Annotated in this window: 24 protein-coding genes; 18 read left to right on the top strand and 6 right to left on the bottom strand. The window is 57.9% G+C overall.

The window, feature by feature from the left end; genetic code table 11:
- Window positions 1-480: 480 nt before the first annotated feature.
- Genes DUD43_RS06875 through DUD43_RS06860 form a run of 4 tightly spaced genes read right to left on the bottom strand, consistent with a single transcriptional unit; the run spans window position 481 to window position 4,657 of the window.
- The gene (locus tag DUD43_RS06875; protein WP_153229678.1) at window positions 481-1,569 is read right to left on the bottom strand and encodes a c-type cytochrome; all 1,089 of its coding nucleotides are present in this window, start codon (window positions 1,567-1,569) and stop codon (window positions 481-483) included.
- A 21-nt stretch (window positions 1,570-1,590) separates the two neighbouring features.
- The gene (locus DUD43_RS06870; RefSeq protein ID WP_153229677.1) at window positions 1,591-2,406 is read right to left on the bottom strand and encodes a c-type cytochrome; all 816 of its coding nucleotides are present in this window, start codon (window positions 2,404-2,406) and stop codon (window positions 1,591-1,593) included.
- An 8-nt stretch (window positions 2,407-2,414) separates the two neighbouring features.
- Complete coding sequence (locus DUD43_RS06865) at window positions 2,415-3,065, bottom strand: cbb3-type cytochrome c oxidase subunit II (protein WP_153229676.1); 651 nt, start codon at window positions 3,063-3,065, stop codon at window positions 2,415-2,417.
- Window positions 3,062-4,657, bottom strand: coding sequence for a cbb3-type cytochrome c oxidase subunit I (locus tag DUD43_RS06860; protein ID WP_153229675.1), 1,596 nt, complete (start codon window positions 4,655-4,657; stop codon window positions 3,062-3,064). The genes DUD43_RS06865 and DUD43_RS06860 overlap by 4 nt, the downstream gene beginning before the upstream one ends.
- Before the next feature lie 252 nt (window positions 4,658-4,909).
- Here DUD43_RS06860 and DUD43_RS06855 point away from each other — a divergent pair, with 252 nt between their 5' ends.
- Together DUD43_RS06855 and DUD43_RS06850 are read left to right on the top strand one after the other, a co-directional pair.
- Window positions 4,910-5,572, top strand: a complete 663-nt coding sequence (locus tag DUD43_RS06855) for a response regulator (protein WP_153229674.1) — start codon at window positions 4,910-4,912, stop codon at window positions 5,570-5,572.
- Between the two features lie 12 nt (window positions 5,573-5,584).
- The gene (locus DUD43_RS06850; RefSeq protein ID WP_153229673.1) at window positions 5,585-6,937 is read left to right on the top strand and encodes an ATP-binding protein; all 1,353 of its coding nucleotides are present in this window, start codon (window positions 5,585-5,587) and stop codon (window positions 6,935-6,937) included.
- A 93-nt stretch (window positions 6,938-7,030) separates the two neighbouring features.
- Here DUD43_RS06850 and DUD43_RS06845 read toward each other — a convergent pair whose 3' ends face one another.
- Window positions 7,031-7,240: a cold-shock protein gene (locus DUD43_RS06845; RefSeq protein WP_009461028.1), complete on the bottom strand. Its 210-nt coding sequence runs from the start codon at window positions 7,238-7,240 to the stop codon at window positions 7,031-7,033.
- A 225-nt stretch (window positions 7,241-7,465) separates the two neighbouring features.
- Here DUD43_RS06845 and DUD43_RS06840 point away from each other — a divergent pair, with 225 nt between their 5' ends.
- The 11 genes from DUD43_RS06840 to DUD43_RS06790 all read left to right on the top strand — a co-directional run bounded on the left by DUD43_RS06840 (window position 7,466) and on the right by DUD43_RS06790 (window position 18,207).
- Entirely contained in the window at window positions 7,466-8,794 is a 1,329-nt protein-coding gene (locus tag DUD43_RS06840; RefSeq protein WP_153229672.1) for an FAD-dependent oxidoreductase, read from the top strand.
- Entirely contained in the window at window positions 8,781-9,284 is a 504-nt protein-coding gene (locus tag DUD43_RS06835; RefSeq protein ID WP_153229671.1) for a thiosulfate oxidation carrier protein SoxY, read from the top strand. The genes DUD43_RS06840 and DUD43_RS06835 overlap by 14 nt, the downstream gene beginning before the upstream one ends.
- 13 nt (window positions 9,285-9,297) lie before the next feature.
- On the top strand, window positions 9,298-9,624 hold the full coding sequence (gene soxZ / locus DUD43_RS06830) for a thiosulfate oxidation carrier complex protein SoxZ (protein WP_153229670.1): 327 nt from the start codon (window positions 9,298-9,300) through the stop codon (window positions 9,622-9,624).
- A 165-nt stretch (window positions 9,625-9,789) separates the two neighbouring features.
- Window positions 9,790-10,143, top strand: coding sequence for a c-type cytochrome (locus DUD43_RS06825; protein WP_153229669.1), 354 nt, complete (start codon window positions 9,790-9,792; stop codon window positions 10,141-10,143).
- A 2-nt stretch (window positions 10,144-10,145) separates the two neighbouring features.
- Entirely contained in the window at window positions 10,146-11,441 is a 1,296-nt protein-coding gene (locus DUD43_RS06820; protein ID WP_194273453.1) for an NAD(P)/FAD-dependent oxidoreductase, read from the top strand.
- A 36-nt stretch (window positions 11,442-11,477) separates the two neighbouring features.
- Window positions 11,478-12,482, top strand: coding sequence for a YeeE/YedE family protein (locus tag DUD43_RS06815; protein ID WP_153229668.1), 1,005 nt, complete (start codon window positions 11,478-11,480; stop codon window positions 12,480-12,482).
- A gap of 96 nt (window positions 12,483-12,578) precedes the next feature.
- On the top strand, window positions 12,579-13,061 hold the full coding sequence (locus tag DUD43_RS06810; protein ID WP_153229667.1) for an isochorismatase family protein: 483 nt from the start codon (window positions 12,579-12,581) through the stop codon (window positions 13,059-13,061).
- 298 nt (window positions 13,062-13,359) lie between these two features.
- A complete protein-coding gene (locus tag DUD43_RS06805) occupies window positions 13,360-14,721 on the top strand; it encodes an SLC13 family permease (RefSeq protein ID WP_153229666.1) in 1,362 nt (453 codons plus the stop codon).
- Between the two features lie 569 nt (window positions 14,722-15,290).
- Entirely contained in the window at window positions 15,291-16,952 is a 1,662-nt protein-coding gene (locus DUD43_RS06800) for a PepSY-associated TM helix domain-containing protein (protein WP_228125921.1), read from the top strand.
- Window positions 16,949-17,245 (top strand): DUF3649 domain-containing protein, encoded by a 297-nt coding sequence (locus DUD43_RS06795; RefSeq protein WP_153229665.1) that lies wholly within the window; start codon window positions 16,949-16,951, stop codon window positions 17,243-17,245. Before DUD43_RS06800 ends, DUD43_RS06795 begins: the two co-directional genes overlap by 4 nt.
- Entirely contained in the window at window positions 17,242-18,207 is a 966-nt protein-coding gene (locus DUD43_RS06790) for a DUF3325 domain-containing protein (RefSeq protein WP_153229664.1), read from the top strand. The genes DUD43_RS06795 and DUD43_RS06790 overlap by 4 nt, the downstream gene beginning before the upstream one ends.
- Before the next feature lie 97 nt (window positions 18,208-18,304).
- On the opposite strand, the gene DUD43_RS06785 is transcribed toward DUD43_RS06790, so the two are convergent.
- The gene (locus tag DUD43_RS06785) at window positions 18,305-18,670 is read right to left on the bottom strand and encodes a DUF4440 domain-containing protein (protein WP_153229663.1); all 366 of its coding nucleotides are present in this window, start codon (window positions 18,668-18,670) and stop codon (window positions 18,305-18,307) included.
- Between the two features lie 282 nt (window positions 18,671-18,952).
- Here DUD43_RS06785 and aqpZ point away from each other — a divergent pair, with 282 nt between their 5' ends.
- The 5 genes from aqpZ (at window position 18,953) to DUD43_RS06760 (ending at window position 22,724) form a co-directional block, all read left to right on the top strand.
- Window positions 18,953-19,651 carry an aquaporin Z gene (gene aqpZ / locus DUD43_RS06780; protein WP_153229662.1) on the top strand — a complete coding sequence of 233 codons (699 nt, stop codon included), beginning with the start codon at window positions 18,953-18,955 and terminating at the stop codon, window positions 19,649-19,651.
- 247 nt (window positions 19,652-19,898) lie between these two features.
- Window positions 19,899-20,318, top strand: coding sequence for a lysozyme inhibitor LprI family protein (locus tag DUD43_RS06775; RefSeq protein ID WP_153229661.1), 420 nt, complete (start codon window positions 19,899-19,901; stop codon window positions 20,316-20,318).
- Between the two features lie 4 nt (window positions 20,319-20,322).
- On the top strand, window positions 20,323-21,261 hold the full coding sequence (locus DUD43_RS06770; RefSeq protein WP_153229660.1) for a LysR substrate-binding domain-containing protein: 939 nt from the start codon (window positions 20,323-20,325) through the stop codon (window positions 21,259-21,261).
- Between the two features lie 145 nt (window positions 21,262-21,406).
- Entirely contained in the window at window positions 21,407-22,282 is an 876-nt protein-coding gene (locus tag DUD43_RS06765) for a DMT family transporter (RefSeq protein ID WP_153229659.1), read from the top strand.
- A gap of 25 nt (window positions 22,283-22,307) precedes the next feature.
- Window positions 22,308-22,724: a DoxX family protein gene (locus DUD43_RS06760; protein ID WP_153229658.1), complete on the top strand. Its 417-nt coding sequence runs from the start codon at window positions 22,308-22,310 to the stop codon at window positions 22,722-22,724.
- Window positions 22,725-22,760: the final 36 nt, after the last annotated feature.

The raw sequence follows: 22,760 nt of genomic DNA, 5'->3' as shown, positions 1-22,760 counted from the left end.
TATTTATAGTCATTGTGAGCCGGTCTGGGCCGGGGGCCGTCCTCTGGGCGATTCAGGCTTCTTGCCGCAGGCGGGCTTGCTATTCGGGGTTCAAGCGTCCTGCTGTTTGAGCGAAATGCTTGTGCCTTGTCCGGGGGACAAGGCACTTTCGCGAGTTCAGGACGCGCCCGAATAGCAAGCCTGACCAGGGTACCGGTGCGCAGCACCGGCAAGGAGCCAAGCCCGGAGGACGGCCCCCGGCCCAGACCGGCGTTATCACGAGGCACTATTCAAACATGCAGCCTCTCTGCACTCCTTGTCTCCTTCTTTCGCCAGCCTCCTGCTTCGGGTACAGCTCCGCTCTACAAGGGCCAAAAACGAAGAAGACGAAGAAGAAGAAGAAGAAGAAGAAGAAGAAGAAGCCCAAAACAAAACCGCCCCAATTCCCAAAAGAAACTGAGGCGGTCTCATCTTCAAACAAACGGCAAACAGGCCAAAGGCTTACTTCTCCACACCTCCACCCACAATCACGCCGTTCACTTCCTTACCGTAGTAACTTTCCTCGCCATCGTGGAACTCCACACGAGCCTGCTCAACCGTCCCCTTCTGACGAGCATCCTTGGGACGCTCATGACTGTTGATATACGCCGCTACGTCCCACGCATCCTGATCGGACAAGGAAAACGGTTTACCCAAAGGCATATTGGCCTTGATGAAACCGGCAGCCGTATCAATACGAGCCATCCCCGCACCCCAGTTATAGGAGTTGGGCCCCCACAAAGGCGGGAACACCACATCACTTTCCGCATCCTTCTGACCCTGGCCGTCCACCGCGTGACACAAGACACAATTGTTGGTGTACACCTCTTTACCGCGTGCTACGTCATAGCCCAGCTCGGTCTTTTTAACCTTGGGGAAACCCGCACCCGGCAGCTTCTGACCTGTAGGCGCCCCATCGGACATCCAGTACATATACGTCATCAAGTCACGGTATATATCGCTGCCAGCCGGAGGGGCAATGCCCGAAGACGAAGCCTGCGCATTCATGGAATAGGTAAAACAGCCAATAATGCGATCTTCCAGCGTGCTGATCGCCTTGGTCTTGGCACGATAGGCCGGATAGCTGACATAGGCCCCCCACATAGGTGCGGAGTGCTCACGACGACCACCGTCCAGGTGACAGTTCACACAAGCCAAGGTATTGCCCACGTGATCCGACACCGTGGTCGAGGTTTCCATAAAAATCTTGTGACCGCGACGAATCGCCTCGCCATACGGCGTATCCGGAATGCTGCTCTCTGGTGGTGGCACGTAGTAACCATCCGCCCCCACCGGCATACCGGCCGTGACCGAATGCTTGTCCTTGCTCTGCGCCTTGCGATCGGCTTCCATGGCCTCGCGGCTATACGTGGCCTCGCCCACCTGAATGGTGCCTTTGTCGGGCGAGCCCAGGGAAAAGGACAACCAGCCCTTGGCATTCAAACCATAGCCAATCGCAAACAGCAGCACACCAATACCGGCCCCCCAGGCCAGTCTGCGTCCACCCGACATGGTGGACTTACTGCGACCATTTTTTTGAGTGTCTTTCATAAGAAGCTCTCTGTTCTGATCTTATTTCGCCTGCTTGCCATGAGCTGGCAGCGAGGCGGCGTAGTAGGAAACCGCATACAGGTCCTCGTAGGACAAGCGCGATGCAATGTCATCCATCAGGCTTTGCGGCGAGTTGTGACGATGGCCACCTTTCCAGGCCGACAATTGGCTGAACAAGTACTCGGCCTGTTGCGCGGCCAAGGGCGGGAAGGACGTACCTACACCCTCACCCTGACTGCCGTGGCAGCTGATACATGCGGGCACGTTCTGCTTCCAGTCCCCTTTATGGAACAGGGCTTCGCCACGGGCCAGGTTCGCTTCCGAACTGGGCACATTAATGGCGGGAGCAGGCAGCTTGGCGTAGTAAGAAGCCAGCTCTTTCATATCTTCAGGCTTCATGCCACGAGCCACATACTGCATGGACTCGTTCAAACGTGTACCTTGCGCGAAATCCTCCAGCTGCTTGAGCAGATACGCTTCGGGCATACCGGCCAAACGCGGAGTGATGCCCGCGCCTTCACCGGCCTCGCCGTGGCAGGAGGCACAGCTCCATACACTGCCCTGCCCCGAATGCACCAGCACAGGCGCATCCTTCAAGGCAGGAATGGCCGGCACCACAGGAACACCACCCGCATTGGAGGCAACGATAGGCGCAGTTGGCTTATCCGCTGCGGCATGCGGTGCCAGATCGTGCAGGTACAGGCCCACACCGGCCAGAGCCAAGGCGAACAGCACAGCCAACAGGAAAATCGGAATGGGACGCGGCGGTTCCCACGGCTCGAAGGTGGGGTCGATGTTCTCGACCTGGGGCGAACTAGAAACTTTTTCCATTGTCATGACTTGTCCTATTTAGCGCCCGAATCCGTCGAGGCTTCAGCGGGGCGACGATCGTAGCCACGGTCACGTTTATCCAGTTCCTGGGCGCTGGTCGCGTAAGTACGATCCAGAGCCAGCAGGTACTCCACCAAATCCAGCGCTTCCTTGCGGGCGACCACATGCTTGCCCGCAGGCTGCAGGGATTCCGGCAAACGCACCACCACGTCACCTTCGGCAAGCTGGTCTTTCAGCTCGAACATATAGGGATAGGACGGCATCAGGCTCCAGTCAAAAATTGCACGGGGCTGATACAGATGGGTCAAATGCCAGTCACGGCTTTTCATGCGCGCACCGACGTTGAACAGGTCAGGGCCGGTACGCATGGTGCCCAGCAGGTGGGGCGAATCGTAGAAGTAATCGCCCGGTGTGGACGCACGGCCCCAGCCACGTGCCGTATCAAACAGGGTTTGACCGGTGGAGCGTGGCTGCTGGCTGTGACAGTACAAACAGCCATTGGCCACATACTCGTCACGCCCCAGCAATTGCTGGGCGGTATAAGGTTGCAACTGCTCCGGCGGTTCCGAGGTACGCAGTTGCCAGGCTGGCAAAATCACCAGCATCAAGGTCGCCAGCAGCAAAACGCCAATGGCCCCGATCAGTAAAGGTAAGAGTCGATTCATGACGCATCTGCCCGAGCAAGTGTAGGAGTCGCATTAACAGCGGAACCTTTGCGCAGCAAGAGCAAGGCAAAGTGAGCCGCAAAGACAAAGTGGCCCAGCGTCATCATGGTGCCGCCAATGGAGCGGGCTTCCAGATACGGAACCATCTTGCGAGTGATCTCGCCAAAACTTGAACCTGGGTCCATCAAGCCCATGCCCTGCACCACACCAGCAATACTCAAGGCCAACACGTAAATCGTGAAGCCTGCAGTCACCAGCCAGAAGTGGGTTTTGATCAGGGCCGGGAAGGGCCAGCGACGTCCCAGAATGTGCGGCATCATGTAATACAGCGTGCCGAACATCACCATGGACACAAAACCGTAGGCGCCCAGGTGAGCGTGACCGACGGTGTAATGCGTAAAGTGCGTAACCGAGTTCACCGAGCGGATTGCTTCCAGCGAACCCTGGAAGGAGGACAAGGTGTACATCAACGCGCCAATCCAGACAAAACGCAGGGCCATGGATTGCTTGAAGGCCCACAGGTTCTGCGCAACCGTCACGTGCTGGTTAATGGCCACGGCAATCACCGGCACAAACATCATGATGCTGTGCACCACGGACAAGGTGACGGCCCAGGTTGGCACCGGACCACCCATCAAGTGGTGAATACCGACCTGACTGTAGAACAGCGCCAGACTCCAGAAGCCCAGCAAGGACACGTTGTAGGAATACACGGGCTTGCCGATGATCTTGGGGATGATGTAGTAGGCCGCACCCACACCCATCGGTGTCAGCCACAGACCCAGCACGTTGTGGGCAAACCACCAGTTCACGGTTGCTTGCTGCGCACCGATGTGCAGACCAGGAATGTTGGAAACCAGGAACAGGAAGGGAAACCAGACCATGCCGGCCAGGAAGTACCAGCCCGACACATAGATATGGCGCGACTTGCGGTTGGCTGCAGTTTCAATCGCAGGCCAGGCCAGGAAAAAGCCCCCTACCGCCAGCAGAATGTCGATCTGCCAGGGGAATTCCAGCCATTCGATCCCGTCGGACCAGCCATTGGCCACGGCAATCGTGCCGCCCAATACCCCCAGGGTCCACAGCGCAGCGCCAAAATACACCATATTGGGGCGACGCAAAGGCGTATGAAAAATACGCGGCAACAGCCACAGCGCCACGCCAATCCCGGTCACCGACAGCCAACCATAAGCCACGATGTTCAGGTGCAAGGTACGCGCCCGACCAAAGGTCACTTGTGCCACGTCAGCCAACCAATCGGGCCAGTGCAGTTTCAGTGAGGCCATTACGCCAAACACCGAACCAATCAGCAGCCAGGTAATCCCGACCGTGACCAGGAGCAGAACCGGCCCCCGACCACTGCGGTCAATACCCGCGCGTAAAACGTCAAAACGATGAGTATGTGCTTCGTTCTCCCCCCCAAAGGAAGCACTGTCATCAGGCTGACCAAGCTCACCTTTCATGAAGATGGTCTCAGCTTCGTTCTTCCCAACGAAGATCAGCTTGTTTGCCACGGCCCAGACAAGAATGCCCAGTGCCACCAAAGAGGCGACAAAACTGGTCGCCAGTAATATTCCTAATATAGGAGTCATGTGAGTAAATGCCCGATATCTGTCATGCGGCTAAGCCTAGAGAAACGTCATTGCCCAAGCCGGTTTTATTAAAAAAGTAAGTACCGAGATACAAATGCAATGCAATCTACATCACAGTAGAGGATCAGGATTAAGGCCAAATTAAGAGAATTTTCCCTCTCGCCCCTGCCCTCAAGACTGCTAACATGAATGCCGAAACGTAATAAACATCAGGCTTTGCCTGCACAAGCCGCATTCGCTACAGGGGGGAGAATGCACGTTTTACTTGTTGAAGATGATGCGCTTGTCGCCAGCGGAATTGTAGCGGGCCTGCGACTGCACGGGCTGACGGTGGACCACGTCGGCACGGCCAGCATGGCCGACACGGCCTTGCTGTCTTCGCACTTTGATGTCTGTATTCTTGATCTGGGTTTGCCCGATCAGGACGGGCTGACGCTGCTGCGTCGCTGGCGCGAACAAGGCCGCAAACTGCCCATTCTGATTCTGACGGCCCGCGATGCCCTGCACCATCGCGTGGAGGGACTATTGGGCGGGGGCGATGATTACGTCATCAAGCCTTTTGACCTGGACGAGCTGCTGGCACGCCTGCATGTTCTGACCCGCCGCCTGGCCGGGCACGATACGGACTGTATTGAATACGGGCGGCTCAGTTTCTGTGCCTCCACCGGCCATGTCACTCTGGATGGAAAGCCGGTCAGCCTGGCGCGTCGCGAACTGTCCTTGCTGCGCGCTCTGCTCAATAAACCCCACACCATCCTCAGCGCCGAACAGCTGTGCGACAGCGTTTACGGCTACGACCAGGATCTGGAAAGCAACGCCATCAATGTGCACATCTACCATTTGCGCCGCAAGCTGGGCAGCAATATTGTCGAGACCGTGCGCGGCCTGGGCTACAAGCTGGGACCTGCCGGTTAGGTATGTGACGCCATGAGCTTGCGCCTTAGATTGCTGCTGATTATCGGCATTTCCCTGACCGTGCTCTGGAGCGCGGTCGCCACCTGGATGCTGATGGATGCACGCCACTCCTTGCGTGAAGCGCTGGATAGCCGACTGGCGGCATCGGCCCGCATGGTGGCCGGGCTGGTGGCCCAATTCCCGAATCTGCAGGAACTGGCCCAATCTGCGGAACGTCCCTTGGACATCATTGCCCGCGACGGCGTGGCCTGCGAAATCAGTGTGGTGCGCAGTGAAGTGGAAATTCAGGCTGTCAGCCGTACCGCAGGCAGCCCGGATATGTCACAAGTGGCTTTGGGCTTTGGCACGCATATCCATGGCGGCAAGCGCTGGCGCACCTTTGTCTTGCGTGAAGGCCATATCCAGATTGCCGCTGCCGACAGCATAGAAATACGTGAATCGCTGGTACGGGACATCATGCTCTCGGCCGGTCTGCCCTTTGTGGTGGCCTTGTTTGGCAGCCTGCTGCTTTTGTGGATTGGTATCGGTCACGGTCTGGCTCCCCTGGAGCGGATTCGGGATTTGCTGTCGCGCCGCCGTCCGGGTGACGACAGCCCGCTGCCCAAAGTCAAAGCCCCGGTTGAGCTGCAACCCTTGCTGCAAACCATTGAGGAATTGCTGGAGCGGCAACAAGCCGCCATCATGCGCGAGCGCCGCTTTACCGACAGCGCCGCCCACGAACTGCGCACCCCGCTGACCGGGATCAAAACACATATCCAGGTAGCCCATCTGGCCGCCCAGCGCCCCGGCGAGCGCAACACGCTGGATACGGCCTTGAGCCAGGCAGACCAGGGCGTACAACAGCTACAGAATATTTTGCAGCGGCTGCTGGAACTGGCCCGGCTGGATGGACAAAGCGCCAGCATGGAAAGCAGTCAGGCCGACGAGGCCGTGTATGCGGCCCTGCATGCGCTTAAAGCCGTTTATGGCGACACCATAGACCAGATCACGCTGGATATACGCAGCAAGCCCGGCCCGGTGCAAATTGAAAAATCCCTGCTGACAGTGGCTGTACAGAACCTGATCGACAATGCCCTGCGCTATACCAAAGCCCTGCAACCGATCAGCCTGCGGATTGAAACGGGAGAGCCGGGCTATCTGAGCATCAGCGTGCTGGACCACGGCCCCGGATTAAGTGACAGCGAGCGGGATCTGGCCATGAACCGCTTTTGGCGCGGCTCGCAGCAGCAGGCGGGCTATGGGCTGGGTTTATCCATTGTGAACGCCATCGCCACACAGCATGGCGGCACGCTGGAACTGTTGAATCGTCAAAGTGGCGGTCTGGAAGCGCGTCTGACCGTGCCCCTTGCCGACCAAGCCTTCTAAGACCGAGCCAGCCATAAAAAAAGGCCGGAGCCCGTAACGGGTCCAGCCTTTTTAGTTTGACGCGGTGCTTGCCTGTTTCAGGCAAGCCCATCATCAAAGAATTTGGATTTTAGTTGCGCATGGGCCTTTTTGGCCTGCACCTTCGATGAAGGAAACGCGTTGGTTCTCTTCCAAAGTTTTGAACCCGGTTCCCTGAATTTCACTGTGGTGTGCGAAGAGATCCTTACCGCCGTTCTCCGGCACGATGAATCCGAAGCCTTTTTCGCTGTTGAACCACTTCACAATACCAATTTCTGTCTTCAAAATAAGTCCTAAATGTAATAACGATCAGAGAAAAAAATTTTCCCTTCCTGAACTATCCTCCGATTGCGCCCACAAAGATAGCTTCGTTACTTTTTAATCGCAAAAAACACGGATTTGTGTTGTTTCCGGAGCCGGTACCGGGACTCTTGGCTATACTGGCTCGCACAAAGCGGTCCACCAGTCCTGAATGACGTGTGTCATGTCATGATCACGAGGAGCATAAAAATGAATCGTAGAAGCTTCATGCTGGCCACGCCAGCCGCCGCACTTGGAACCCTGATTCTCCCCTCGGCCAGCTTGTCGGCCCCCGCCATCATCACCAACACCAGCCAAATCCTGCCGCGCCACACCAAGGGCCCGCGCATTGTCATTTGTGGTGGCGGCTGGGGCGGCATGACGGCTGCCAAGTACCTGTCCAAACTGGTGCCCCAGGCACAAGTGGTGTTGATCGAGCGCAACCCCACGTTCTGGTCCGGCCCCATGAGCAACAAGTGGCTGATTGACATCGTCAACACCGATTTCCTGAACCACGACATGCTGGCACCGTCCATCAAGTACGGCTACAGCCTGGTTCATGCCGAAGTCACCGCCATCGAGCGTGACAAGAAAACCGTGCGCACCACCCAGGGCGCGCTGGAATACGATTACCTGATCCTGTCGGGCGGCATACGCAATGCCTACGACGCCTGGTTCGGCAATGACACTTATGCGGCGGAATACACCCGCCAGCATTTCCCCAACGCCTACATCCCGAATGCCGAGATGTTCGCCTTGAAGAACAAGCTCAAGGCCTTCAAGGGTGGCACCATTGTGATGACGTTGCCCCCGCCGCCCCATCGCTGCCCGCCCTCGCCCTACGAACGCGCCTGTCTGATGGCCTGGCATATCAAGACCAACAAGATTCCGGGCAAGATCATTATTCTGGACCCCAAGCCCACCATCGCCCCCATTGGCGAAGGCTACCGCGCGGCTTTCCAGGAGCTGTATCCGGACATCATCACCCATGTCCCCAATGCCCGAGTGCGTGAGGTCGATCCCTTCAAGAAACACATCAAGACCACCGCTGGCGACTTTGATTTTGACGACGGGGTGCTGATGCCCCCACACCAGGCCGCCGATATGGTCTGGAATGCAGGCCTGGTCGGCACAGGCCCCGATGGCAAACCCACGGGCTGGGCCAATATTGACCCGCGCCTGTTCACCGCCCGTGACGATGACAATGTCTACGTGGTGGGGGACTCCATGGGCTTTATTTCCGACCAGTTCGGCCACTACCCCAAGAGCGCCCACGTGGCACACGCGGTGGCCAAGATCGTTGCACAGAATCTGGCCGAACGCATCGCGGACAAGGAAGTGGTGCCAGTTCTGCCCGACAACCTGTGCTACATGATGGTCAACGGGGACCCGCAAGAAGAAATCTCGGTCAAGTTTGAATACGAGCTGGACGCAAGCGGCAAGGTTCTGCAAACGCAGATTGATATGGACGTACGCACCCCCGACCTTGTTCAAGAAGACTTCCAGTGGATCAAGAGCCGTTTCAATGACTTCCTCTAAACTCCCCTCCCGCTTTGTCCGCCGCCGCCAGCTCTTGCTGGGCAGTGCGGCCGGACTGGGCGCCGCGTGGCTGCCCCTGAATCTGCATGCGCAAGTCGCTTTTGACCAATTGCTGAAACCGGCCACCGCCGCCCAGGTGCAAGCCATTGTGGACGAGTTCCTGAAGGGTGCCAGCCCGGAGAACAAGGGCTTGAAGCTGGACATGCCCGCACTGGGGGACAACCCCGCTGCGGTGCCTGTCAAAGTGGTGCTGGATTTGCCGCTAAGCGACGAGCTGTATTGTCAGGAGCTGATCATTCTGGCCCAGGGCAACCCGCATCCGCTGGCCTGCCGCTTCAACTTCACGGCCCTGGCCGGGACAACGGAAGTGGCGGTTCGCCTGCGCCTGATTGAAACCCAAACCATCCGCGCCCTGGCACGGTTAAGCGATGGCCGCGTCCTGAGCGCCCAGCATCACATCACTGTGACGGCTGGTGGCTGCGGCATGTAAACAAGGGGCACTCATGAGTAAACCACGTATCTGGATCAGCAATGCCAAGCCCAAGGCGGGCGACATTGTGCGCGTGCGCGCCCTGGTCGAACACCGCATGGAAAGCGGCCTGCGCCTGAGCAAGGAAGGCCAGGTTGTGCCGCGCAACATCATCCACGAATTCAAGGCCAGCTTTAACGGCGAACCCTTGTTCAACTGGCAACCGGAAACAGCGATTTCCCAAAACCCGTACATTGAATTCACCTTTGTCGCACGACGCTCCGGGGCTCTGGAAATGAGCTGGACGGACGATCAAGGCGCTGTCATTACCGGCCAGACCGAGCTGAACATCAGCGGCTGATGCTGGGCAATTACAACCAAGCTCCCTGACCCGCCCCATTTCAGCGCCCTTATCGGGCGCTGAGTTCATAACAGCGTTCTATATAGTCATACAAGGTGGGCGTAAGGGGAATGCTACGCTGAGCGTCCTTTCCTACAACGATGCACATTGACAAGAAGAATGCCCATGTCCCTCTCTCTGGTAGGTCGTCTCCTTATTGCCCCCGCCGTGTTAGTGGCCAGCAGTGCCACGGCACCGGCCTGGGCCAGTTCCACGCTGGACATCAAAACGGTGGCCAGCTCCTGTGCGAACTGTCACGGCCCGGATGGGCGTTCCACGACCATCATTCCTTCGCTGGCAGGCCGTCCCGAAGCCGCCTTGCTGGAGCAACTGCGCGCCTTTGCCTCGGACACACCTCCGGCTGGCACCACCATCATGAGTCGTCTGGTCAAAGGCTACCAGGACGCGGATCTGGAAGCCCTGGCACGTTATTTCTCTGAAGTTTCCTCCACCCCTCGCAGTGCTGCGGAAGGACGTTAAGAATGAGCACACCCTTGAACTCCTCCCGTCGCCAATGGCTGAGCCGTGTAGGTAAAACCAGTGTGGCTGGCCTGGCCCTGAGCACTTTGCCTGTGTACGCACGCAGCAGCTCGGCCCATGTGATTGTGGTCGGTGGCGGCTTTGGTGGTGCAACCGCCGCTCGTTACCTGAAGCGCGGCGATCCGTCCCTGAAAGTGACCTTGATTGAAACGGCCACTACGTTCTACACCTGCCCCTTCACCAATCTGTATCTGGCCGGTTTGCGCCGTTTTGAACAGCAAGGCCACGGCTTTGACGATTTGCGCGCCGCCGGGATCGACGTGATTCACGACCTGGCCACCGCGGTCGATTCCCAGGCCAAGACCCTGACCCTGGCCAAGGGCCAGAAGCTGTCCTACGACAAGTTGCTGCTCTCGCCCGGCATTGATTTTCGCTGGAACACGCTGGAAGGTTATGACGAGGCCGCTTCCTTGCTGGCCCCGCACGCCTGGAAAGCGGGCGATCAAACCCGTTTGCTGAAAAGCCAGCTGGATGCCATGCCCAATGGCGGCACCTTCATTATGGTGGCCCCCGAAAACCCCTTCCGCTGCCCGCCCGGCCCTTACGAGCGCGCCAGCATGGTGGCCCACTACTTCAAGCAGAACAAACCCAAATCCAAGATTCTGATTCTGGATGCCAAAGACAGCTTCTCCAAACAAGGGCTGTTCCAGGACGGCTGGAAACAAGTCTATGGCGACATGATCGAATGGGTGCCCTTCTCCAAGGACGGCAAAGTTACCCGCGTGGATGCAGCCAAGCTAAGCGTGGAAACCGAGTTTGGCGAGATTCACAAGGCCGATGTGCTGAACGTCATCCCGCCACAAAAAGCCGGGGCCATTGCCGAGCAGGCCGGTGTCACCAACGCCAGCGGCTGGGTGCCGATTGACCCGCATACCTTCGAGTCCGAGCAGGTCAAGGACATCTATGTGGTGGGCGATGCCACCATTGCCTCGCCCATGCCCAAGTCGGGTTTCTCGGCCAATACACAGGCCAAGCTGGCAGCGGCGGCCATCATTAATGCCTTGAGCGGCAAGCCTGCGCCACAGGCCACGCTGAGCAATACCTGCTACAGTTTGATCGCCCCCGACTACGGCATCTCCGTGGGGCACTTGTACGCCTTTGCCGATGACAAGCTGGCGGAAGCCTCCGGCGGGGTCAGCCCCAAAGAAGCCAGCCCGGCCTTTCGCAAGCAGGAAGCCCAGTATGGCGAAGCCTGGTATGCCGCGATCAGTCGCGACATCTGGGGCACCAAAGGCTAAGTGTTCATAACCCGGTCCTAACATCCAGCACACATGATGAATACAGAACTTGTACTGTGGGTCAGCTTGGCCATTGGCCTGCTCTTTGGCATTGGCGGCCAGCTCAGTGGTTTTTGCTTTTATCGTGGTTTGACCGAGCGTTGGTCCGGGCGCAGCGGCTACAAGCTCCAGGGTTTTGCCCTGGCGCTAGCCGTGGCCCTGGCCGGGACACAACTGGCGGCAGGCTATGGGCTGATCAGCCTGGACCAGGTTCTGTACCTGAACCCCACCTTCTCCTGGTTATTGGTGCCTGTGGGCGGTGTGCTGTTTGGAGCCGGCATGACGTTGGCCAATGGCTGTGGCGCCCGTGCTCTGGTTCTGTTGGGGCAGGGAAATCTGCGCTCCTTTGTCGTCGTGCTTTGTCTGGGTATCGCCGCCTATATCACTTTGACGGGCCTGCTGGCGCCGCTGCGCATGGGCATCGCCCAAGCCAGCAGTGTCACCCTGCCTGCGGTCACCCTGGCCGAGGGTCCGCTGCGGTCTATTGTGATTGCCCTCATCGTCGCTGCCCTGATCGCTTTTGCCTTGCTGCGCCGACAGGACGGCCAACGCCTGAATGATCTTCTGGCCGGAGCCTTTGTAGGGCTGCTGATTGTGGCAGGCTGGCTGACCACCGGCTGGCTGGGCGATGATCCCTTCGAGCCTTTGCCCGTCAGCTCGCTCAGCTTTGTCGCCCCGATTGGTGAAAGCATTCAGTACGCCATGATCTCCACCGGCATGAGCCCGCGCTTCACCATCATGATTGTGGTGGGTGTTGTGGCTGGCTCCTTGCTAAGCGCCCTGCTGCGTCGTCGCTGGAAACTGGAAGGCTTTGAGTCGCCCCGCCACATGCTGCGCTCCATGGCAGGTGGTGCCTTGATGGGCGTTGGTGGCGTGCTGGCCCTGGGCTGCACCATAGGCCAGGGTTTAAGCGGCCTGTCCACCTTGTCGGCCACCTCTTTGCTGGCGGTGCTGGGCATTATCGTCGGTGCCCGCCTGACCTGGACCCGCCCAAGCGCCTGAGTCCATGTTTCAATAAGGGCTTGATTGACGGCCCTTCAGACTGCCCAGGCCCCCTCCGTCTGGCATCGCTGAGGCGCTCTTATTGAGACTCCCGCAATGCGACAGATCCTGCTTGTTGTCGATGTGCAAAGCTGCTTTTCACCGCCCCCCTGGCTGATTGAAGGCATTAACGCCCTGAGCACCCGCCTGCCTTGCGCGGCCTTGATTGAACTGCACGACGAGTCGCAAACACCCTTTTCCAGCCAGTTGGGCTGGTGCCCGCCACGCAGCGATCGCTGTCTGGTCGATGCCAAGCAAATCTTCATCAAGCACGGCTACGCCCCCAGCCCGGCGGCGATGGAGTATTTGCAGCAATGTCAGGCCGATCGCATTCTGGTCTGCGGAATTCAAACCGATACCTGCGTACTGGCCGCCGGTTTTGCCTTGTTTGATGCCGGGCTACACCCCACCCTGATTACGGATCTGACGGTAGGCTCGTCCCTGGATCGCTCCGGCGAGCTGGGCATCAAGCTATGGAAACATCACTTCGGGCGCACAATTCACAGCAGCGAACTGATTGCGGAACTGAACCAGCCATAAACAGCTCGCTTTTACAGCCTGCGTCCCTTCACACCCACCTGATCAGCCCTTCTGTCTACCCCAGCCACAACGCCCCTCACTCGATTCCCGACTCCTGCTGCCTCACCTCCTCAAAACCGCGCCTATTCCGTACAAGTACAAGAGCGTGCTAGTTGAAAGCTCAACCATCGCCTCCCTGACTAATCATTACGTTTAGCGTAATCATTCGGCCATAAGCTTTATTGATAGCCCTATACCGCCACTGATATGGTCGTTTCCAGAAACCTGCAAAAGGTTCAATTACAAGGAGACGAAACATATGCATTGGCTATCCATTGCCGTATTAGGAGGCATGTTCGTACTGGCAACCGCCCTACCCATCAATATGGGACTGATTGCTTTTGTAGGCGCTTTTCTGGTGGGGACGCTGGTGGCGGGCATGGGCGCCAAAGAAATCATGGGCGGCTTTCCGGCCGACCTGTTCCTGACTCTGGCCGGTATTACCTATTTGTTCGCTCTGGCTCAGAACAACGGCACGATCAACTGGCTGGTCAGCATGGCTGTGCGAGCCGTGCGTGGCCGCATCGCCGCCATTCCCTGGATCATGTTCCTGATCACGGCCGCCTTGACGGCTGTGGGTGCCGTCAGCCCAGCCGCCGTTGCCATCATTGCCCCGATTGCACTGGGCTTTGCTCGCCAGTACGGCATCAACCCGCTCTTGATGGGTTTGCTGGTGATACATGGCGCACAAGGGGGCGGCTTCTCCCCTATCAGTATCTACGGTGGCATCACCAATCGTGTGGTCAGCGCCGCCGGTTTGCCCTTGAATGAAATGGCCACCATGATGGCCAGCCTGAGCATCAACCTGGCCGTGTCCATTTTGCTGTTCGTATGGATGGGTGGCTTGAAGCTGATGCGCCAGAAAGTGGACTTAAGTTCGGCAGACGTCAAAGTTGCCCGTGTAGCCCATGGCTCGGGTGGCCCGCAGGTATTCGGTGATGCTGAAGCCGAGGCCTTTGGTGAAGAGCGCAAGACCGCCTGGAAAAGTCCCGATGCCCTGGTCGAAGCCGGTAATGGTGCCAGCGAGGCCCCGCACTGGTATCGCGTCCTTACCTTGATCGGCCTGTTTATCCTAGCCGTTCTGACGCTGTTTTTCAAACAGGATATTGGCTTTACCTCGATCACCATCGGTCTGGTTCTGACCTTGATGGCCCCCAATCTGCAAAAACGCGCGCTGGGCCAAGTGTCCTGGCCTGAAATCATGCTGATTGTGGGTGTCAGCACCTATGTGGGCGTGATGGAATCCATGGGCACGATTGATTTTGTTGGCCATAGCGTTGCCCAGCTGACCTCTCCCTTGATGGCGGCCTTGCTGCTGCTTTTTGTGGGGGCGGTTGTGTCGGCTTTTGCCTCTTCCACCGCCGTGCTGGGTTCGCTGATTCCGCTGGCTGTCCCCTTTTTGCAAGGAGATGGCGGCGTGGGGCCGGTGGGCTTTATTGCGGCCATGGCCGTGTCCTCCACCATTGTGGACGTCAGCCCCTTCTCCACCAATGGCGCACTGGTGCTGGCCAATGCCCAGGGCGTGTCGCGTGATGCCTTCTTCCGTCAGCTTTTGCTGTACGGTGCTGCCGTCACGGTTATTGCCCCGGTCGTCGTCTGGCTGCTGTTTGTGGTGCTCTAAAACTCCCGGCGTAGCAGAAATCCAGCTGGCCCCGGCACTTTGCTAGCCGGGGCCTTTTTGATGGGGGTTCTGGCCTCATCAACCGGCAGTTAATGCTCTATAGACCATAAGTTTTGTTAGCAGGGGTGTAATGCCTGCAAGGCGTATTCCCTTCTGCCTCATCCCGGCGTTCAGCCCTCAGCCCGGAACCGACAAGACTTGTTCCCGCCCGATTCTCACCAGCTCATCGCCCCGCTCCCCCTCAACTGCGTCTTTCCCCTATGGAAAATGCCAAAAAAGCTATGGCGCCGCATTAATTTCTGAATAAAGCCTTGAAACCTGGAAATCCCCAACACCGAAATGAGAATGATTGCTATTATTCTGCCGTTGTTTCAAGCCTGATGCCCTCTTCCCCTCTCTGTCACCAAGAACTTGCTTACTGAAAAGCGAAGCTTGCGTGATGAGCGCAGCGGACAAGAATGGCGGACTCAATCCGTCACCCACAGCTGCCAGGCAAGCACGGCTTTTCTCGGTTCAATGGTCATCAATCCAGCACCCGGAGACGGTGCTGAAGTAGGAGGCGCATCAGCGTGAAAGAGTCATTTCGCCAATGTATGGCATGGCTGCATACCTGGGTCGGTCTGGTGGTGGGCTGGATCCTGTTTTTCGTCTTCGTCACCGGCACGGCAGGCTATGTAGACGATGAAATCACCCGCTGGATGGAGCCGGAGCGTCCCTTGCCCATGCAAGTCCTGCCCGAGCAATCCAGCCAGATGCTGGATCAGGCCCTGACGCAGTTGCAAGCGCATGCCCCGGCAGAGTCCAAAGCCTGGACCATTACCCTGCCGCATCAAGCCCTGAACCCGCGTGCCACACAAGGGCTGTCCATTGGCTGGGAAGAAATGCCCCAGCCCGGTCAACGCGCCCGTCGCGGGGGCGAGGAGCTGGACCCGGTTACCGGCCAGATTCAGCCTGAAACCGAGCCCCGCGCCACGGCTGGTGGCACTGGCCTGTATCGCATGCATTACGCCCTGCACTACATCCCTTACCCGGTTGCTATCTGGCTGGTCGGTATCTGCACCATGCTGATGCTGCTGGCCGTGATTACAGGCGTGGTGACTCACAAGAAAATCTTCACCGACTTCTTCACTTTCAGACCCGGCAAGGGCCAGCGTTCCTGGCTGGATGCGCACAATATCGTCAGCGTGATGTCCCTGCCCTTTTTCCTGATGATTACCTACACGGGCCTGATCTTTTTCATGTCCATCTATATGCCGACTGGGCGAGAAGTCATGTACGGCGCGACGGAAGAAGGACGACAGACTTACTTCCAGGATCTTCGCCAGCAAAAACGGGACTTCCTGCCCATCAGCGCGCCGCAAGCCTCGCTAAGCGAGATGATGCATAGCGCTGAACAAGCCTGGGGCAAGAACAGCATTGCCTCGGTGCAGATCACACACCCGGCAGATAGCCAGGCTTATGTAGAACTGCGTCGCACCGGCGTCACGGGCGTGCACTGGACCCGTGCCGAAACCCTGCGCTTTAACGCCATCGACGGCAGCGCCATGGAGCCGGAGAACAATAGCAATGTCACCGGAGACACGCACCGCGTATTGCTGGCCTTGCACGAAGGTGTGTTTGCCGAATGGTGGTTGCGCTGGCTGTACTTTATTTCTGGTTTGCTGGGCTGCGCCGTTATTGGAACAGGCTTGGTGCTGTGGACCGTGAAGCGTCGTACCCAGCATCAAAAACGCATGGCCAAAGCCACTGCGCTTAGTGTCTCCGAGCGCTTTGATGCGGCGGGCCTGCGTCTGGTGGAAATTCTGAATGCCGGAACCCTAGCCGGTTTGCCGCTAGGTCTGGCCGCCTACTTCTGGGCCAATCGCCTCTTGCCCGTCAATATGGCTGACCGCGCCGCCTGGGAGTTCCATGCGCTGTTCCTGATCTGGGGCTGGTCCTTCCTGTATGCCTCCTGGCGACCCTTGAAGCGCGCCTGGCTGGAACTGCTGTACCTGACAGCCGCCGCCTACGCCCTGATTCCTGTCCTGAACCTGCTGACTACCGACCGTCACCTGGGTGTCACCGTCATCCATGGCGACTGGGGCCTGGCAGGCTTTGACCTGACCATGTTTGGCCTGGCCGCCATCTTTGTCTATATCGCCATCAAAATGAAACGCAAATGGCACATTGCCAGCCTGCCTAAAAAAGCCGCCGCCCCGGCCAGCTTGCAAACTGCGGGAGTGAACGGATGAGTGGACTGACTTCCCGCTACCGCCTGCAAGTGCTGTCACGCATTGTGGCCGCCACTGTCGGCGGCTACGCCTTGGCGGCTGCCGCCACAGTATTGCTGACCGTGCTCTGGCCCTTGCCTAGAGCCCAGGCTGTTCTGGCAGCGAATATGTTGAGCTTTGTCTGGTACACCATCGCCGTCATGTGGGTGTTCAGCACTAAAAGCGCCACCCGTGCCTGGGTGGGTATGGTTCTGCCTACGGCTGTCATCGCCGTGCTCAGCGTGCTGCTGATGCCCGCCGGAGTGCTGCCATGAGCAATACCAGTCTGTGGCTGAATCTGGCCGTTTTCATCATCAGCCTGGCAGGCTTTATCTGCCTGGCCTTGGCCAGTGATCGCCAGGGAGAATTCCTGCTACATCGCACGCCCAGCGAGAAGGAAAGACTGATCTTTCGTCTGCTCGGCTGGCCCCTGCTGGCCGTGGCTTTAGCCCTGTGCTGGCAAGGCTGGGGCTGGAGCATGGGCACGGTTGCCTGGCTGGGTTGGCTAACCATGGCCGGTGCTGGACTGACCTTTTACCTGCCCTGGTGGCCCTGGCAGGAAAAGAAACCTGTGCGGGCCAAACCTGCGCCTGTTGCGAAGGCAGCACCTAAAGCGGTTGGAGCGGGCAACACTGCATCGGCATCAAGTGACGCTGTAGCTGGGAAAAATGGAGTGGCGGCGGCAAACTCAAGCCCTGCTTCAACGAGCGCTGGGGCTACACGCACAGAGCCTTCCCAAGCTGGAGTGACACCGACAGCACCCCGATTTTCTACACGTAGCCTGGTTTTTGCCAGCAGTCTTCTGGCCATTCCTGCCGCCTTCATGATTTATCTGGCACAGCAAGGCCCGGAGCCTGTATTTCGCAACAATGCCCTGCAAGGCCAGATTGGTCCGTGGTCGTTTATCCTGGCTGAAACGGATGACAAAGCCCCCATCAGTGGGCCCAGCGGCGCGCATCGCAAAGCCTTCCAGATTCGCTTTTGCGAGACCTGCGATCCACATATACGCCGCGCCTATCTGCAAGTCAGCAAACCCGAGCCTATGCCTGCGCCCCGTCAGGCGTTTAGCAACACGCGCTGGACACGAGCAGTAGACGTTGCCATCCCGCCCAATAGCCAGCTGGAGCATCAACTGTGGTTAACCGTGGAAGCCAAGAGCGGGGAAATCTACCATCAAGCTTTTGATTTCCATCAGGTCTCGCCAATAACGGCAGCGTTCATCCAGCAAAAGCCGTAAGAGCGATCTGCACAGAAAGGGCCAAGATTGAACTGCCCCTCCGAAAGTTGGATAACAATCCAGGCTTTGGGGGGCAGTTCAGATTCCGGCCTTTTTTTTATTCCTGCGCCATTCTGGTTCCCTGATGAAACACCATCTGCCAGCGTCCCTGTACCTGCTTCCAGATGGAACTGCGCAAGGACCGCTGCGGCCCTTCATCGCCTGACACTTCACATACATAAGTCGCCAGGACCACACCCTCTGACAGGAGGCTCAGCTTGAAGTCGCTCAGGCGACGCTGCGCAAATTCCTGTTCAGGCAGATCACGTAGCACGTCTGCTCTACTCCATGCCGCGCCCCTGGCTCCAAACTCTACAAACTCGTCAGCCAATAAAGCGCCAAGCATCGTCACGTCCTGACGAGTAGCACGATCAAGCAGGCGCTCTTCAAGAGACAGGATCAGAGCTTCAAGGGAATGGGTCATGTTGATGTGGGCACCTTGGAATATGCAACTGCGTTCCCGAATTTTAGTATGTCGTTGCGGGGGATATTCAGGCCCGGAATCATCCAAACAAGTCTTCACAAACCCGACAAGATCCTACGCCCGACACAAACCAGCACACTAGCGATATTTCTCACATTTACTATAAAAAAACACCACCCTCAACAAAGGAAAACTTTTAACAGTTGTTTTCCTTTCAAGAAGTTAGCGCGTCTTTCTTATCGCTAGAATCCAGCCGTGTTAAATCACTAACAGGGCAATATCATGTCTTTATTAAAACGATGCACCGCAGAAACGCTGGGCACTTTCTGGCTGGTCTTTGGGGGCTGCGGAAGTGCGATCTTTGCCGCTGCCTATCCTGAACTGGGGATTGGTTTTGCCGGGGTAGCCCTGGCCTTTGGCCTGACCTTGCTGACCATGTGCTATGCCATCGGCAATATCTCCGGTTGCCACATCAATCCGGCTGTCACGCTGGGTCTGGTCGCTGGTGGACGTTTCCCCGCTCGCGATGCCATTCCCTACATCATTGCCCAGGTTATCGGCGGCCTGCTGGCCGGCGGCGTTCTGTACCTGATCGCCAGCGGCAAAACCGGCTTTGATCCCGTAGCAGGCTTTGCCTCCAACGGCTTTGGCGAGCACTCGCCCGACAACTACAGCCGCAACGCTGCCCTGATCGCAGAAATTGTACTGACCGCCTTCTTCCTGTTCATCATCATGGGCGCAACCCACAAGCGTGGTCACGCTGGTCTGGCAGGCGTGGCAATTGGTCTGTCTCTGACCTTGATTCACCTGATCAGCATCCCCATCACCAACACCTCCGTGAACCCTGCGCGTTCTACCGGCGTGGCCTTCTTCCAGGGCACGTGGGCCATGGAACAGCTGTGGCTGTTCTGGGTGGCTCCCTTGATTGGCGGCGTGATCGGCGCCCTGGTGTATCGCTTTTTGCACGCCAACGACGAGTAAGCTGCACTGACTCCTGCTGGCAGGATCCTTGAGCCGCAAAGGCTTGAATCGGGCACATGGCCTGTTCAAGACGATGCGGCTCAATGCTATTTATGGAACCTAATTGTCGCCCTGCAAAGCACCAGGCTTGTCGCGCTTCTGTAGTAGGATTTACACCCTGCCCCAAGCAAACAGGCAGTACGCGCTGCACCTGGCGACTCAAACCAGACTCATACGCTTCTCAACACCCACACACCCGGAGAACCCCATGAAAAAAGCATTGAACACCGGCCTGATCGCTTTAGGCCTGAGCTTGATGGCAAGCGCCTCTTACGTTCAGGCGGCCGACTGCGACAGCATGACCAATCAAAACGCCATGAATCAGTGCTTTAGCAACGAGTACAAGAACTCGGACGCCGAACTGAACAAGCTCTACAAGGAAATCGGCAATCGTCTTAAAGATGATGCTGACACCCTCAAAGCCTTGCGTAACGCCCAACGTGCCTGGGTCAGCTTCAGGGATGCGGAATGCGACTTTGCCGCGATCAACACCCAAGGCGGCAGTATTCACGCCATGCTGATCACCACTTGCCGCAATGAACTGACCCAAGCCCGCATCAAGAACTTCAACACCTACCTGTCCTGCGAAGAAGGCGATACGAGCTGCCCGGTTCCACCCGCCATGTAATGACATGCCCGATACCAAACATCCCTCCACGCGCGACTTGAACGACCTTTACTACTTTGTACAGGTCGTGGACCACGGTGGGTTTGCGCCTGCCGGACGAGCCTTGGGCATCCCGAAATCCAAGCTGAGCCGACGCATCACCTTTCTGGAAGAGTCCCTGGGGGTGCGCCTGATCCAGCGCTCCAGCCGCCATTTCAGCGTCACGGAAATCGGCCAGATGTACTACCAGCGTTGTCTGGCCATGCTGGTAGAGGCTGACTCCGCCCAGGACATCATCGAGCGCCATCGCAGCGAGCCGCAAGGCTCGGTACGCATCAGTTGCCCCCTGGCTTTGCTGGACTATGGAGTCAATGAATTGCTGGCCCGCTATATGGCGGCGTATCCGCAGGTAAAGCTGGAAGTGGAAAGCACCAACCGCCGCGTGGACGTGATTCGTGAGGGCTTTGATGTGGCCCTGCGCGTCCGCTTCCCGCCTTTGGAAGACAGCGGCCTGGTCATGAAAGTCCTGGGCGAGAGCACGCAGTATCTGGTGGCCAGCCCGGCCTTGATTGAGCGCATGGGCGGGCTGCCCAAGCTGGACCAACTAGGTAGCTGGCCCTCCTTGAGCGACGAGCATCTGCAACGCAATCCCACCTGGCAGCTGCAAACCGCAGAAAACACCCTGATGGAAGTGCCCTACCAGCCCCGTCTGGTCTGTGACGACCGCATGACTTTGCTGCAAGCGGCCTTGCAAGGGATTGGCGTGGTTCAGATGCCGGCCATGTTGATTGCCCCGTATATGCGGGACGGCAGGCTGGTGGATGTGGCCCCCGGCTGGAATCCCCGCTCCGGCGTGGTGCATGCAGTCTTTCCCTCACGCCGGGGGCTGGTGCCTGCGGTCCGTGCCCTGCTGGACTTTCTGGGCCAGGAATTCGTCACTATTTTGCATGCGCCCTCCTCGTAAATCCGCGCTGCAAATCACCCCAAGCCAGCCATTGCCCAGTCGTTCTAATTATGGAACGCTGATGGCCATATTCTTATCTATTCAAGCCATCGTTGCACTTCTATAGTCTCTTCATCCAACTATTCATGATGGGGAGTGCATCGACATGAACGCCAAAATGGCCGCGGCAACCGCCGCTATTCTCTGGGGCTTTACCTACATTCTGACCACGACCTGGTTGCCACCTAACCCCTTGTTCCTGGCGGCGGTCCGGGCTTTGGGAGGTGCCGTCGTCTTGCTGGCATTGGTACGCAGCCTGCCGCCCCGCGCCTGGTGGGGACGCCTGGCCGTGCTAGGCACTCTGAACACCGGCCTGTTCTTTGGTCTGTTCTTTATCGCTGCAACCCGTCTGCCCGGTGGCGTAGCTGCCATCTTTCAGGCGCTGACGCCGCTAGCCACCATATTTATCGCCTGGGGCATTCTGCGTGCTCGCCCAGCCTTGACGCGCATTGGTGCCGTTTTATTGGGCGCACTGGGCGTGTCACTGGTGGTCTTGTCCAGCCAGGCCACATTGGATCTGATCGGCATTGCCGCCGCTTTGGGCAGCATGTTGTCCATTGCGACAGGTGGGGTCTTGATGAACAAATGGGGCGCGCCACCTATCCCGTTGCTGGGCTTTACCGGCTGGCAGCTGCTGATTGCCGGTGTGGAATTGAGCGTGATTGTGCTGCTGACTCAGGACATTCCAAGCCAGCTGATTCCTGTGCATTGGCTGGGCCTGTTCCTGCTGGCAACTGTACTGACTGCGGGCCCCTTCGCGCTGTGGTTCAGTGCCATCAAGCAGCTGGGTGCCGTCACCGTTGCCCCCTTCATGCTGCTGGTGCCAGTGACCGCTTTTATTCTGGACGCGCTGATCAAGGGAGTCTGGCCCACCACGCTGCAACTGGTGGGAGTGGCACTGGTCATGGCTGGGCTGGTCTTGAGCCAGCAGACACTGGCCGTAGCACGCTCCACGCTGGAAGCATCCGTACACAAGCCCTGAACGCCCCACCCAAGGAGGAGGCATCATGAACCACGTCATACAAGAATTACTGCGTTCACGAGTGTATTTTGTGCTGGCTACTCTGCTCCTGACCTACATTTTCTGGTGGAGCGGCGTGAACAAGGTTTGGGACTTCAGCGCGGCAAAAAGAGAGATGGCCCACTTCGGGCTGGAGCCCCAGGCTTTATTTGCGGTGCTGACTATTGCAGTTCAACTGCTGGGCAGCTGGCTGATTATCAGCGCGAGTCGTCTGGCCTGGTTGGGGGCGCTGATGCTTGGTGTCTTTACCTTGTCCACGATTCCCCTCGCACATCGGTTTTGGGCAATGCAGGGATTAGAGGCCTTTCTGGAACAGGCTCTGGTGCAAGACCATATCAGTGTGATCGGCGGGCTGGCGGTGGCCGCAGCCCTGGCTCACGCTCACCGGCAGGCACGTCACTAAAGCGCGGTATCAAGCGTTCTTCTGGCAAAACGGCAG

The organism is Alcaligenes faecalis (assembly GCF_009497775.1).
Taxonomy (GTDB): Bacteria; Pseudomonadota; Gammaproteobacteria; order Burkholderiales; family Burkholderiaceae_B; genus Alcaligenes; species Alcaligenes faecalis_D.
This window is presented reverse-complemented; position numbering and strand designations above follow the sequence as displayed.

Excerpts from the sequence above, each read along its gene's own strand:
- DUD43_RS06875 (WP_153229678.1), bottom strand. The coding sequence starts at position 1,569 with ATGAAAGACACTCAAAAAAATGGTCGCAGTAAGTCCACCATGTCGGGT.
- DUD43_RS06870 (WP_153229677.1), bottom strand. The coding sequence starts at position 2,406 with ATGACAATGGAAAAAGTTTCTAGTTCGCCCCAGGTCGAGAACATCGAC.
- DUD43_RS06865 (WP_153229676.1), bottom strand. The coding sequence starts at position 3,065 with ATGAATCGACTCTTACCTTTACTGATCGGGGCCATTGGCGTTTTGCTG.
- DUD43_RS06860 (WP_153229675.1), bottom strand. The coding sequence starts at position 4,657 with ATGACTCCTATATTAGGAATATTACTGGCGACCAGTTTTGTCGCCTCT.
- DUD43_RS06855 (WP_153229674.1), top strand. The coding sequence starts at position 4,910 with ATGCACGTTTTACTTGTTGAAGATGATGCGCTTGTCGCCAGCGGAATT.
- DUD43_RS06850 (WP_153229673.1), top strand. The coding sequence starts at position 5,585 with ATGAGCTTGCGCCTTAGATTGCTGCTGATTATCGGCATTTCCCTGACC.
- DUD43_RS06840 (WP_153229672.1), top strand. The coding sequence starts at position 7,466 with ATGAATCGTAGAAGCTTCATGCTGGCCACGCCAGCCGCCGCACTTGGA.
- DUD43_RS06835 (WP_153229671.1), top strand. The coding sequence starts at position 8,781 with ATGACTTCCTCTAAACTCCCCTCCCGCTTTGTCCGCCGCCGCCAGCTC.
- soxZ (WP_153229670.1), top strand. The coding sequence starts at position 9,298 with ATGAGTAAACCACGTATCTGGATCAGCAATGCCAAGCCCAAGGCGGGC.
- DUD43_RS06825 (WP_153229669.1), top strand. The coding sequence starts at position 9,790 with ATGTCCCTCTCTCTGGTAGGTCGTCTCCTTATTGCCCCCGCCGTGTTA.
- DUD43_RS06820 (WP_194273453.1), top strand. The coding sequence starts at position 10,146 with ATGAGCACACCCTTGAACTCCTCCCGTCGCCAATGGCTGAGCCGTGTA.
- DUD43_RS06815 (WP_153229668.1), top strand. The coding sequence starts at position 11,478 with ATGAATACAGAACTTGTACTGTGGGTCAGCTTGGCCATTGGCCTGCTC.
- DUD43_RS06810 (WP_153229667.1), top strand. The coding sequence starts at position 12,579 with ATGCGACAGATCCTGCTTGTTGTCGATGTGCAAAGCTGCTTTTCACCG.
- DUD43_RS06805 (WP_153229666.1), top strand. The coding sequence starts at position 13,360 with ATGCATTGGCTATCCATTGCCGTATTAGGAGGCATGTTCGTACTGGCA.
- DUD43_RS06795 (WP_153229665.1), top strand. The coding sequence starts at position 16,949 with ATGAGTGGACTGACTTCCCGCTACCGCCTGCAAGTGCTGTCACGCATT.
- DUD43_RS06790 (WP_153229664.1), top strand. The coding sequence starts at position 17,242 with ATGAGCAATACCAGTCTGTGGCTGAATCTGGCCGTTTTCATCATCAGC.
- DUD43_RS06785 (WP_153229663.1), bottom strand. The coding sequence starts at position 18,670 with ATGACCCATTCCCTTGAAGCTCTGATCCTGTCTCTTGAAGAGCGCCTG.
- aqpZ (WP_153229662.1), top strand. The coding sequence starts at position 18,953 with ATGTCTTTATTAAAACGATGCACCGCAGAAACGCTGGGCACTTTCTGG.
- DUD43_RS06775 (WP_153229661.1), top strand. The coding sequence starts at position 19,899 with ATGAAAAAAGCATTGAACACCGGCCTGATCGCTTTAGGCCTGAGCTTG.
- DUD43_RS06770 (WP_153229660.1), top strand. The coding sequence starts at position 20,323 with ATGCCCGATACCAAACATCCCTCCACGCGCGACTTGAACGACCTTTAC.
- DUD43_RS06765 (WP_153229659.1), top strand. The coding sequence starts at position 21,407 with ATGAACGCCAAAATGGCCGCGGCAACCGCCGCTATTCTCTGGGGCTTT.
- DUD43_RS06760 (WP_153229658.1), top strand. The coding sequence starts at position 22,308 with ATGAACCACGTCATACAAGAATTACTGCGTTCACGAGTGTATTTTGTG.